The organism is Streptomyces sp. SolWspMP-5a-2 (assembly GCF_900091845.1).
Classification (GTDB): Bacteria; Actinomycetota; Actinomycetes; order Streptomycetales; family Streptomycetaceae; genus Streptomyces; species Streptomyces doudnae.
This window is the reverse complement of record NZ_FMCI01000046.1, coordinates 1-10,081: the sequence shown is the minus strand read 5'-3', so window position 1 is coordinate 10,081 and position 10,081 is coordinate 1. Positions and strand designations below refer to the sequence as shown.

Below are 10,081 nucleotides of genomic sequence, written 5' to 3'. Positions count from 1 at the left end.
CGGGGCTTGCCCCGGGCGTGTGTCTTTCCAGATAGTGGGTGGGGGCATGTGCGGACAATGGGGTCCACGGGGTGGGGCGGCCGCTCGACGGCGCGTCAGGGCCGTTCGCGTCACGCGCGCTCGCCCCGGCCCCAGGGACGGCGTACCGTCGCCGGTGCAGTCGAAAGGAGCGCGGATGGGCACGGCACGCGACCTCATGATCGGCGTGATGGACCGGGCGCTCGGCCGCCCCGTGGCCCAGGGCGAGCTGTCGCTCGTGCTGGCCGGGGCCGAACTGCTCGACCTGCTCGGCGCGCGGGCGGTGACACTGGACGGCGAGAGCCTGGTGCCGGGGGAGCGCCCCGAGCCCTTCGGCGACCCGCTCCTGGACGCGGCCCTCGCCGCGCTGCCGCCCGAGGAACCCTGCGAGACGGTCGACGACTGGCTGTGGCGCCGCGGCCGCGGACTCGCCGCCGCCTACCTGGCCGCCTTCGAGGCCGAGGGCCTGGTCGCCCGGCCGCGCGGCTCCTGGCTGCGGCTGCGCGGCGACCGCCCCCTGCCCGTCGACTCCCCGGCCCGGCTGCGCGCCGCGCACCGCTGGGCCGCCGACGAACCCGTCCTGGCGACCCTCGCGACCTTCCTGCGGCTGCGCGACGACGTCCCCGACGACTGCCCGCCCCCCGAGGAGGCGGCCCGCACCGTCTTCGGCGCCGTCGTCGAGGCGCTCACCGAACTCGACGCCGTGCGCAGGCGCCGGGCCATCGAGAACGCGGCCTTCGCCAACGTCTGGCGGGGCGCGTAACCCCACCGGACGCCGGCGCCGGACGCGTCAGAGGGCCCGGACCTCCGCGATCGTCACCGGGCGGTGCTCCTGGAGCGACAGCGTGCAGGCGTCCGCGATCCAGCCCGCCTCCAGCGCGTCCTCGATCGTGCAGGGCGAGGTCCTGGTGCCCGCCACGACCTCGGTGAACGCGGTCAGTTCGGCCCGGTAGGCGCCGGTGAACCGGTCCATGAAGAAGTCGTGCGGGGTACCCGCGGGGAACGTCACGCCCGGCTCCACCGACCGCAGCGGCAACTTGTCCTCCAGGCCCACCGCGATCGAGTCCTTGAACCCGTGGATCTCCATCCGGACGTCGTAACCCCGCGCGTTGTGACGGGAGTTGGAGACCACCGCGAGGGTGCCGTCGTCGAGGGTGAGCAGCGCGCCGGTGGTGTCGGCGTCGCCCGCCTCCTTGATGTACTCGGCGCCCCGGTTGCCGCCGACCGCGTACACCTCCGTCACCTCGCGGCCGGTCACCCAGCGGATGATGTCGAAGTCGTGCACCGAGCAGTCCCGGAAGATGCCGCCGGAGGCGGCGATGTACGCGGCCGGCGGCGGCGCCGGGTCGAGCGTGGTCGAGCGGACCGTGTGCAGCGGGCCCAGCTCCCCGCCGCGGACGGCGGCCCGCGCGGCCACGAAGCCGGGGTCGAAACGGCGGTTGTAGCCGATCTGGATCGGCACCCCGCTGTCCCGGACGGCGTCGAGGACCGCCACGCCCTCGCCCATCGTGCGCGCGACGGGCTTCTCGCAGAAGACGGGGACGCCCGCCTCGACAGCGGCCAGGATCAGGGCCGGGTGGGCGTCGGTCGCGGCGGCCACGACGACGCCGTCCACACCCGCCGCGAACACCGCCTCGGGCGAGTCCGCGACCTCGGCGCCGAACCGCTCGGCGGCGGCCTTGGCCGCGTCCGCGAACGGGTCGGCGAGGACGAGCGAGTCGACGGCGTCGAGTCCGGAGAGGGTCTCGGCGTGGAAGGCGCCGATGCGGCCGAGGCCGAGGATTCCGATACGCATGGGGATGCTGCTCCTTGGGTGCGGGGTCGTGCGGGTGATGCGGGTCGTGCTTGAGGTCAGTCGAGGCCGCCGAGGACGTTCTGGTCCCAGTCGATCACCGAGCCGGTGACCACGCCCGAGCGGTCCGACAGCAGGAGCACCACGAAGTCGGCGATCTCGTCGGGCTGTCCGAGCTTGCCCATCGGCAGCCTGGCCGCGGCCTCCTCGCGCCAGTCGTCGCCCGCGCCGTGGAACGCCTTCTGCGTCGCGTCCTCGCCCTCGGTCGCCGTCCAGCCGATGTTCAGGCCGTTGATCCGGACCCGGTCCCAGCGGTGGGCGTGCGCCGCGTTGCGGGTCAGGCCGATCAGCCCGGCCTTGGCCGCCACGTACGGGGCGAGGAAGGACTGCCCGCCGTGCGCCGAGGACGTGATGATGTTGACGACCGTGCCGGGCGCCTTGCGGGCGACCATGTCGGCCACCGCCGCCTGCATGGCGAAGAACGGCGCCCGCAGGTTGATCGCGATGTGCTGGTCGAACAGCTCGGGCGTGGTGTCGAGCAGGCTTCCCCGCGAGGTCAGGCCCGCCGAGTTGACCAGGCAGTCCACCCGGCCGTAGGAGGCGATCACATCGCCCACCACGGTGCCCGCCTGGCCCGCGTCCGCGAGGTCGGCCCGCACGAACATCGCCTTGTGGCCCTCCCTGGTCAGCTCCGTCACCAGGGCCTCGCCCGGCGCCGGACGCCGCCCGGAGACCGCGACCACCGCGCCCTCCCGGGCCGCGGCCCGCGCGACCGCGGCCCCCACGCCCTGGCTGCCGCCGTTGACCAGGACGACCTTGTCGTCGAGAAGTCCCATGTCCTGCAGGTCCTTTCAGCTCTCGCGGCGCTCGGCGGCGGCCCGCAGGCCGCCCCGCAGCGTCTCGGGGGTCCACGACTCGCGCAGCGCGCGCCGCACGAGGTCCGCCTGGGTCGGCGGCGCGAGGCCGTCGACCGGCGGGTCGCTGTCGAGGTTGGTGGGGAACGGGTACCCCTCGGCGCTCGCCGCGATCACGTTCTCCGCCCAGGACGGTTCGGCGCCCTCGGCGAGACGGGCCCGCAGCACCGGGTAGACGGCGTTCGCGACCGCCTCCCGGTCCACCGTCTCCATGGCCCGGCCGAACGCCGACGAGACCTGGAGCAGGTTGGCCGTGCGCCGGACGTCCGCCGAGCGGTTGGTGCCCGCCGCGTGGAACAGCGCCGGGTTGAAGAACGCCGCGTCGCCCTTGGCGAGCGGGAGTTGCACGTACCGCTCCTCGAAGTACGCCTGGAACGCGGGCAGTCGCCACGCCAGATAGCCGGGCCCGAACTTCTGCGAGTGCGGCAGGTACATCGTCGGCCCGGACTCGACCGGCATGTCGCAGTGCGCCACCGCGCCCTGGAGGGTGAGCGCCGGGGAGAGCAGGTGCACCTGCGCCGGGTAGGCGGCGGCGACCTCGCCGGAGAGGAACCCGAGGTGGTAGTCGCGGTGCGCGGTCTGCGCGGCGCCGCCCGGGTTGACCACGTTGACCTGCGAGGTGACCTGGTAGCCGGGACCGAGCCAGGCGGTGGAGACCAGCGCCAGGATGTCGTTGGCGTAGTAGTCGGCGAACGCCTCCGGGTCGTGCAGCGCCGCCTTCTCCAGCGCGTTCCAGACCCGGTCGTTGGCGCCCGGCTTCGCGAAATGGTCGCCGCCGCCCGCGCCCGAGGCGCGCTGCTCGGCGATCAGCGCCTCGAAGACGTCGCCGAGCCGGTCGACCACGGACACGTCGGGGAACGCGCCCTTCAGGACCACGATCCCGGGGCCGTCGGCGAGGGCGCGGACGAGTTCGGCCCTGACCCCGGCCGGGTCGGCGGCGCGCAGCCGGGCGCTGTCGTAGACCAGCGCGTTCCGCTCGACCGAGGACGCGTGCGGGTACTCCGCGGGGTCGGTGTCCCGCTCGACCAGCTCGCGGAAGGCGGAGAGGTCGCAGTCCCGCTCGGAGAACCACGCGGGGTGTCGTACGGAGGTGAAGGACATCGTCGTCCCTTCGGGGAGGAGGGCCACACGGCCGTCGGTGACAGAACCGGGCCGCGCTGTCATTGTTGTCATGACAAAGCCCTCGAACAACCGGCACCCGGCCATCAAAAACCCCTCAAGGAGCCGACCCATGGGCCACCCCTTCCCGATCCGGGAGATCGCCCGCCAGGCCGGGCTGAGCGAGGCCACCGTGGACCGGGTCCTGAACGGCAGGGGAGGGGTGCGCGCGAGCACGGAGCGCGAGGTCAGGCAGGCCATCACCGATCTCGACCGGCAGCGCTCCCAGGTCCGCCTGGTCGGCCGCACCTTCATGATCGACATCGTGATGCAGAGCCCGGAGCGGTTCTCCACCGCCGTCCGCGCCGCCCTGGAGACCGAGCTGCCCGCCCTGCACCCCGCGGTGGTCCGCTCCCGCTTCCACTTCCGCGAGACCGGCCCGGTCACCGAGCTGACCCGGACCCTCGACCGGATAGCCGGACGCGGCTCCCAGGGCGTCATCCTCAAGGCCCCGGACGTCCCCGAGATCACCGACGCCGTCGGCCGCCTCGCCGACGCGGGCATCCCGGTCGTCACCCTGGTGACCGACCTGCCCGCCACCGCCCGCCTCGCCTACGTCGGCAGCGACAACCGGGCCGCGGGCGCCACCGCCGCCTACCTCATGGGCCAGTGGCTCGGCGACCGGCCGGGCAACATCCTCACCAGCCTCAGCAGCGGCTTCTTCCGCAACGAGGAGGAGCGCGAGATGGGCTTCCGCAGCGTCATGCGCGCCCGCCACCCCGGCCGCGCCCTCGTCGAGATCGCCGAGGGCCAGGGCCTGGACGCCACCCAGTACGACCTGGTCAGGGCCGCCCTGGCGCGTGACCCCGGGATCAGGGCCGTCTACTCCATGGGCGGCGGCAACAACGCCACCCTGCGCGCCTTCGCCGATCTCGGCCGGACGTGCGCGGTGTTCGTGGCACACGACCTCGACCACGACAACACCCGGCTGCTGCGCGCCCACCGGCTCTCCGCCGTCCTCCACCACGACCTGCGCCAGGACATGCGCGAGGCCTGCCACGTCGTGATGCGCGCGCACGGCGCGCTGCCCCCGGCCGGGCCCACCCTGCCGTCCCCGATCCAGGTCGTCACCCCCTACAACATGCCGCCGCAGACGGCGGGTTGAGGAGCCCCGATGCCGACGCCGACGAGCAGGACCGAACACCTGGAGATCGCGGGCGTGCCGATGCGCGCCGAGCTGACCCCGGGCGGCCCGGTCGGTGTCCTCGCCCTGCACGCGAGCAACGAGGGCGGCACCGGCCAACTCGCCCGCGCACTCGCCGAGTCGACCGGCGCGACCTGCCTGGTCTTCACCCAGCCGGGCAGCAGCCCGGTCCATGTCCCGTCCCCGGCGATGGCGGTGGCGCACTGCCGGGCGCTGCGGGAGTTCCTGGCCCGCGCCGAGATCACCGTCTCCCTGCACGGCCATCTGCGCCCGGCCGCCCCGCGATCCCTCTTCCTCGGCGGCGCCAACCGCGCGGCCGCGCACTGGATCGCCGCCGGACTGAGCGCGCTGCGACCGGAGTTCGACCCCGTCACCGACCTCGGCGCGATCCCGCGGGCGCTGCGCGGACTGCACCCCCGCAACCCGGTCAACCTGGCCCGCCGGGGCGGCGTCCAGGTCGAACTCCCGCTCGCCGCACGCACCATGACCCCGGACGACCGCGACACCCCCGACACCCCGCCGCCCGCCGTCGCGGACGCCCTGGTGGCGGGCGTCCGCCTGCTCGCCGACCGCGCGCTCAGCCCTCCTGGACGGTGACCCAGGCGCGGTCGCGCGCCGAGCGGACCATCGCGTCCACCACCGCGGCCGCGCGCACCGCGTCCGGCAGGCCCGCGCCGAAGGGGGCGTCCTCGGCGATCGACCGAAGGAAGCGCTGCGCCTCGACGACCTTGAGGTCGTCGTAGCCCATGGCGTTCGCCGCGCCCGGCTGGAAGGCACCGAACTCGCCGTCCCCCGGGCCGACATAGACCGTGCTGACCGGCTGGTCCTGGTAGCCGGAGCCGAGGCTGACCGCCAACTCGTTCATCCTGCGGAAGTCCCAGAACACCGCGCCCTCGGTGCCGTGCACCGCGAAGCCGTAGTTGTTCTGCTCGCCGACCGCGACCCGGCTCGCCTCCAGGACCCCGCGCGCGCCCGAGGCGAAGCGCAGCAGGCAGCCGACGTGGTCCTCGTTCTCCACCGGGCCGAGTGCGCCGCCCGCCGCCCGGGTGTGCCCGGCCGTCGCGCCGGTCGGGCGGGCCCGCTCCGGGACGAACACCGCCGTGTCCGCGACCAGGGACGTGATGTCCCCCAGCAGGTGCCGGGCCAGGTCGGCGCCGTGCGAGGCCAGGTCGCCCAGCACCCCGGTGCCGCCGCGCTCCCGCTCGAACCGCCAGGTCAGGGCGGACTCGGGGTGCGCCGCGTAATCGCTGAACAGCCGTACCGCGACATGGGTGACGGTGCCGATCGCGCCGCCGGCGATCAGCTCGCGGGCGCGCTCCACGGCGGGCGCGTTGCGGTAGTTGAAGCCGACCGCGCTGCGCACGCCCGCCGCCGCGACCGCGTCGGCCACCGCCCGCGCGTCCGCCAGGTCGAGGCCGACCGGCTTCTCGATCCACAGGTGCTTGCCCGCCTCGGCGACGGCCACCCCGATCTCGCGGTGCAGGAAGTTCGGGGCGGTGACGCTGACCGCGTCCACCCGCGGGTCGGCCAGCACCTCGCGCCAGTCCCGGGTCGCCGACGCGAACCCGAACTGCGCGGCGGCCTCCTCGGCCCGCCCCCGCACCTCGTCGGCGACGGCCACCAGCTCGGGACGGAGCCCGAGCCGCGGGTAGTGGTGCGGGATCCGGGCGTACGCCTGAGTGTGCACCCGGCCCATCCAGCCGAACCCGACGACGGCGACACCCAGCGAATCCACCATGACAGCCCCTCTTTGGACCGGTCCACAACTTGTCCCGGCCACCCTGTGCGCGCCCCCGCCCCGGTGTCAACCCTTTCCCGACCCTTTGACAGGGCCCGCGTGCGCGTGGAACGGTCCATCCATGAGACCGCCGACGATCCGTGACGTGGCCGAGCGCGCCGGTGTCTCCAAGTCGCTGGTCTCCCTGGTGCTGCGCGGCTCCGACCAGGTCGGCCCCGAGCGGCGGGACGCGGTGCTGCGGGCCGCCCGCGAGCTGGGCTACCGGCCGAACGCCGCCGCCCGCAGCCTGAGCGAACGGCGCAGCCGCACCGTCGGCGTCCTCCTGAACGACCTGCGCAACCCCTGGTTCGTCGACCTCCTCGACGGCCTGAACTCCCTGCTGCACGAGAACGGCCTCCAGATGCTGCTGGCCGACGCCCGCCTCAACCGCCGCACCGGCCAGGACCTCACCGGGCCCTTCCTCGACCAGCGCGCCGACGGCCTGGTGATCGTCGGCACGCTGCCCGACCCGGCCGCCCTGGACGCCGTCACCGCCCGCATGACGGTCGTCGTCGCCGGGGCCCACGAACCGGTGCCCGACGGCGTCGACGTCGTCGCCGGTGACGACGAGCGGGGCGCCGCGCTCGCCACCGCGCACCTCGTCGGGCTCGGACACCGGCGGATCGCGCACATCGCGGGGTACGGCGCGGTCGGCGAGCTGCGCGGACGCGGCTTCACGGCGACGACCCGGGCCCACGGCATCGCGGCGCAGTGCCCGGTCGAACCCAGCGACATGACCGAGGAGGGCGGCTACCGCGCCACCGTCCGGCTGCTCAGCCGCCCGCAGCGGCCCACCGCCCTCTTCGCCGTCAACGACATCGCGTCGATCGGCGCGCTGTCGGCCGTCGAGGAACTCGGCCTGCGGGTCCCGCGGGACGTGTCGGTGGTCGGCTACGACAACACCAGCATCGCCCGGCTCCGGCACGTGCGGCTGACCACCGTCGACAGCGCGGGCCACGAGATCGGCCGCAGGGCCGCGCGCTGCCTTCTGGACCGTGTCGAGCGGACGGAGCTGCTCGGGGACGCCGGTGGCGCTCCCGGTGTCACGGACGCGCCGGGGCGGCGGCACCTGACCACGCCCTCGCTGCGGATCAGGGGCACCACGGCCGCGCCGCTCACCGAGTGATCGCGTACACCTTCCGCAGCGTCTCGTGGACCGTCCAGGTCGTCCGGTCGCCCTCGCGCAGCACGGCCAGGTCGCCGGGGCCCACGGTGAACGTCCGCCCGCCCTCGACCTCGATCGTCGCCGAGCCGCTGACCACCACGAACAGCTCGTCCGCCTCGGTGTCGGTGACCGTCCCCGGCGTGATCTGCCAGACCCCGCGCAGCCGGCGCCCGTCGTCCGACTCCCACACCACCCGGCCGGTGACCTCGGGCGTCCCGGAGACGATCTGGGCGGGGTCGAGCGGCTCGGGTTCGAGCACGACGTCGGGAACGTGGAGGGCGAAACTGTGCGTCATGGGGGGACCCTAACGAGCGCCGGGTCCGCCCGGGGACGGACAGAGTGTGCGGGCGAGCGGGCCACGACGGGACACTCTGTCCGGCGGCCCGGTGACCCGCCGAGCCGTCGGGGGCGGCCGTGGTGTGGCCTCGGACGCCGGGGCGCGCGGTGGTCCGCTCCGGTCGCGCGGTGGTTTCCCCCGGGTGATCGTGGAGGAATGGCGGAGTCTTCGGCGGCCGTCACCGCGCCGCAGCGCAACGACACCCGCGAGGCCGTCCTCTTCGGCGGGGTGTACGGCGCCGTGCTGGCCTCCTCCATGGTCGCCGCGCTCACCCAGTACGGGCACGCCTCGCGCGGCAGCCGACGTTACGACGCGGCCTGGCTGCTGGTGACGGCGTTCGCCTCGGCGCTGGCCCACGGGTACGCCCACTACATCGCCGACCGCGCCCCGCACCGCAGGGGCGACACCCTGCGGGCGCTGGCCGCCGAGTGGCCGCTGATCACCGCCGTGCTGCCGACGGTGCTGATCCTGGCCGGTGCGGGCTGGGGCTGGTGGCCGCCGAACGGTGTGGAGTACGCGGCGTTCACGCTGAACATCGTGCTGCTGTTCGTCCTCGGCGTGGTCACCGCCCGCTGGTCGCGGCGCCCCTGGACGGCCGCCGTCGCCGTCGGCGCCGCCGACGCCCTGCTCGGCGTGGTCGTCGTGGTGGCCAACGCGATCATCAAATAGCGCGCGTCCGCTCCCGTGCCAGGACCGCGGGCGGGATGCTGGACCCCGCGCGCACGCCCCCTGGGAGGAGACCCGGCATGACCACCGACGCCACCGGCAGCAGCACGGTCACGGACGAGGCGGTGCACAGCCTCGACACCACCGCGGACCCGCGGCTGCGGGAGCTGCTCACCGGGCTGGTCCGGCACCTGCACGCCTATGTGCGGGAGACCGGCCTGACCCAGCGGGAGTGGGAGCGGGCGATCGGGTTCCTCACCGCGACCGGGCAGACCTGCACCGACGTCCGCCAGGAGTTCGTGCTCCTGTCCGACGTGCTCGGGGTGTCCATGGTCGTCGAGGAGGTCAACAGCCGGGACGCCCCGGACGCCACCGAGTCGACGGTCCTCGGCCCCTTCCACATGACCGAGTCGCCGGTCCGCCCGCCCGACGCCACCATCGACCTGGTCGGCGGCGGCGAGCCCTGCGTGGTCGACGTCCTGGTGCGCTCCTCCGACGGCTCCCCGCTGCCGGGCGCGGTGGTCGACGTGTGGCAGGCCGACGGCAACGGCTTCTACGACGTCCAGCGGCCGGACGTGCAGCCGCCGGGCAACGGGCGCGGCCTGTTCACCGCCGACGCCGAGGGCCGGGTCCGGTTCCGCAGCTGCGTCCCGAGCCCCTATCCGATCCCCACCGACGGCCCCGTCGGCGACCTGCTCAGGGCGACCGGACGCCACCCCTACCGGCCCGCCCACATCCACTTCATCGCCTCGGCCGCGGACCACGTCCCGGTCACCACGCACATCTTCGTGGCGGGCGGCGACTACCTCGACTCGGACGCCGTCTTCGCCGTCAAGCCGGGCCTGGTCCGGGACTTCACCCGGACCGAGGATCCCGATCTGGCCCGGCGGTTCGGCCTGACCGGGGCCTTCGAGCTGGCCCGTTTCGACCTGGTACTGGAGCGCACGTGAACACCGTCCCGGACTTCACCCACGAGACCCGGCCGGTCCGGGTCGTCTTCCGGCCGGGCGCGGCGACCGGCGCCGTCGCCGGGGAGGCCGCGCGGCTCGGGCTGCGACGGCTCCTCGTGGTGTGCGGGGCGCGCGGCGCGGACACCGCGCGGGCGGTCGC

Annotated in this window: 11 protein-coding genes and 1 pseudogene; 7 read left to right on the top strand and 5 right to left on the bottom strand. The window is 74.6% G+C overall.

Features of this window, described 5'->3' with window-relative positions; all coding sequences use genetic code 11:
* Positions 1-175 precede the first annotated feature (175 nt).
* Positions 176-781, top strand: coding sequence for a GPP34 family phosphoprotein (locus GA0115242_RS04075; protein WP_093824597.1), 606 nt, complete (start codon positions 176-178; stop codon positions 779-781).
* Positions 782-808: 27 nt separating this feature from the next.
* Here the strand turns inward: GA0115242_RS04075 and GA0115242_RS04070 are convergent, their stop codons facing one another.
* From GA0115242_RS04070 to GA0115242_RS04060, 3 genes are read right to left on the bottom strand one after another with little or no spacing between them, the layout of a single operon-like run.
* Positions 809-1,813 carry a Gfo/Idh/MocA family protein gene (locus tag GA0115242_RS04070; RefSeq protein ID WP_093824595.1) on the bottom strand — a complete coding sequence of 335 codons (1,005 nt, stop codon included), beginning with the start codon at positions 1,811-1,813 and terminating at the stop codon, positions 809-811.
* Positions 1,814-1,869: 56 nt separating this feature from the next.
* A complete protein-coding gene (locus tag GA0115242_RS04065) occupies positions 1,870-2,646 on the bottom strand; it encodes an SDR family oxidoreductase (RefSeq protein WP_093824593.1) in 777 nt (258 codons plus the stop codon).
* A gap of 15 nt (positions 2,647-2,661) precedes the next feature.
* Complete coding sequence (locus tag GA0115242_RS04060; protein WP_093824591.1) at positions 2,662-3,825, bottom strand: phytanoyl-CoA dioxygenase family protein; 1,164 nt, start codon at positions 3,823-3,825, stop codon at positions 2,662-2,664.
* Between the two features lie 130 nt (positions 3,826-3,955).
* Between GA0115242_RS04060 and GA0115242_RS04055 the strand changes: the two genes are divergently transcribed.
* Positions 3,956-4,987 carry a LacI family DNA-binding transcriptional regulator gene (locus tag GA0115242_RS04055; RefSeq protein WP_093824589.1) on the top strand — a complete coding sequence of 344 codons (1,032 nt, stop codon included), beginning with the start codon at positions 3,956-3,958 and terminating at the stop codon, positions 4,985-4,987.
* Between the two features lie 9 nt (positions 4,988-4,996).
* Positions 4,997-5,623: a poly-gamma-glutamate hydrolase family protein gene (locus tag GA0115242_RS04050; protein WP_093824587.1), complete on the top strand. Its 627-nt coding sequence runs from the start codon at positions 4,997-4,999 to the stop codon at positions 5,621-5,623.
* On the opposite strand, the gene GA0115242_RS04045 is transcribed toward GA0115242_RS04050, so the two are convergent.
* Positions 5,604-6,764: a Gfo/Idh/MocA family protein gene (locus GA0115242_RS04045; RefSeq protein ID WP_093824585.1), complete on the bottom strand. Its 1,161-nt coding sequence runs from the start codon at positions 6,762-6,764 to the stop codon at positions 5,604-5,606. The two genes, GA0115242_RS04050 and GA0115242_RS04045, sit on opposite strands and share 20 nt — an antisense overlap.
* Positions 6,765-6,885: 121 nt before the next feature.
* On the opposite strand from GA0115242_RS04045, the gene GA0115242_RS04040 reads away from it, so the two are divergent.
* A complete protein-coding gene (locus tag GA0115242_RS04040) occupies positions 6,886-7,929 on the top strand; it encodes a LacI family DNA-binding transcriptional regulator (RefSeq protein ID WP_093824584.1) in 1,044 nt (347 codons plus the stop codon).
* Here the strand turns inward: GA0115242_RS04040 and GA0115242_RS04035 are convergent.
* The gene (locus GA0115242_RS04035; RefSeq protein WP_093824583.1) at positions 7,919-8,263 is read right to left on the bottom strand and encodes a cupin domain-containing protein; all 345 of its coding nucleotides are present in this window, start codon (positions 8,261-8,263) and stop codon (positions 7,919-7,921) included. The genes GA0115242_RS04040 and GA0115242_RS04035 overlap by 11 nt on opposite strands.
* Positions 8,264-8,461: 198 nt before the next feature.
* Between GA0115242_RS04035 and GA0115242_RS04030 the strand changes: the two genes are divergently transcribed.
* The 3 genes and pseudogenes from GA0115242_RS04030 to GA0115242_RS41460 all read left to right on the top strand — a co-directional run.
* The gene (locus GA0115242_RS04030) at positions 8,462-8,974 is read left to right on the top strand and encodes a hypothetical protein (protein WP_093824581.1); all 513 of its coding nucleotides are present in this window, start codon (positions 8,462-8,464) and stop codon (positions 8,972-8,974) included.
* A 77-nt stretch (positions 8,975-9,051) separates the two neighbouring features.
* Entirely contained in the window at positions 9,052-9,921 is an 870-nt protein-coding gene (locus GA0115242_RS04025; RefSeq protein WP_093824579.1) for a dioxygenase family protein, read from the top strand.
* Positions 9,918-10,081: pseudogene (locus tag GA0115242_RS41460) on the top strand (maleylacetate reductase); the annotation flags it as partial. The gene GA0115242_RS04025 and the pseudogene GA0115242_RS41460, both read left to right, overlap by 4 nt.

Bases quoted from the DNA above. Each gene is read 5' to 3' on its own strand.
- GA0115242_RS04075 (WP_093824597.1), top strand. From the start codon at position 176: ATGGGCACGGCACGCGACCTCATGATCGGCGTGATGGACCGGGCGCTC.
- GA0115242_RS04070 (WP_093824595.1), bottom strand. From the start codon at position 1,813: ATGCGTATCGGAATCCTCGGCCTCGGCCGCATCGGCGCCTTCCACGCC.
- GA0115242_RS04065 (WP_093824593.1), bottom strand. From the start codon at position 2,646: ATGGGACTTCTCGACGACAAGGTCGTCCTGGTCAACGGCGGCAGCCAG.
- GA0115242_RS04060 (WP_093824591.1), bottom strand. From the start codon at position 3,825: ATGTCCTTCACCTCCGTACGACACCCCGCGTGGTTCTCCGAGCGGGAC.
- GA0115242_RS04055 (WP_093824589.1), top strand. From the start codon at position 3,956: ATGGGCCACCCCTTCCCGATCCGGGAGATCGCCCGCCAGGCCGGGCTG.
- GA0115242_RS04050 (WP_093824587.1), top strand. From the start codon at position 4,997: ATGCCGACGCCGACGAGCAGGACCGAACACCTGGAGATCGCGGGCGTG.
- GA0115242_RS04045 (WP_093824585.1), bottom strand. From the start codon at position 6,764: ATGGTGGATTCGCTGGGTGTCGCCGTCGTCGGGTTCGGCTGGATGGGC.
- GA0115242_RS04040 (WP_093824584.1), top strand. From the start codon at position 6,886: ATGAGACCGCCGACGATCCGTGACGTGGCCGAGCGCGCCGGTGTCTCC.
- GA0115242_RS04035 (WP_093824583.1), bottom strand. From the start codon at position 8,263: ATGACGCACAGTTTCGCCCTCCACGTTCCCGACGTCGTGCTCGAACCC.
- GA0115242_RS04030 (WP_093824581.1), top strand. From the start codon at position 8,462: ATGGCGGAGTCTTCGGCGGCCGTCACCGCGCCGCAGCGCAACGACACC.
- GA0115242_RS04025 (WP_093824579.1), top strand. From the start codon at position 9,052: ATGACCACCGACGCCACCGGCAGCAGCACGGTCACGGACGAGGCGGTG.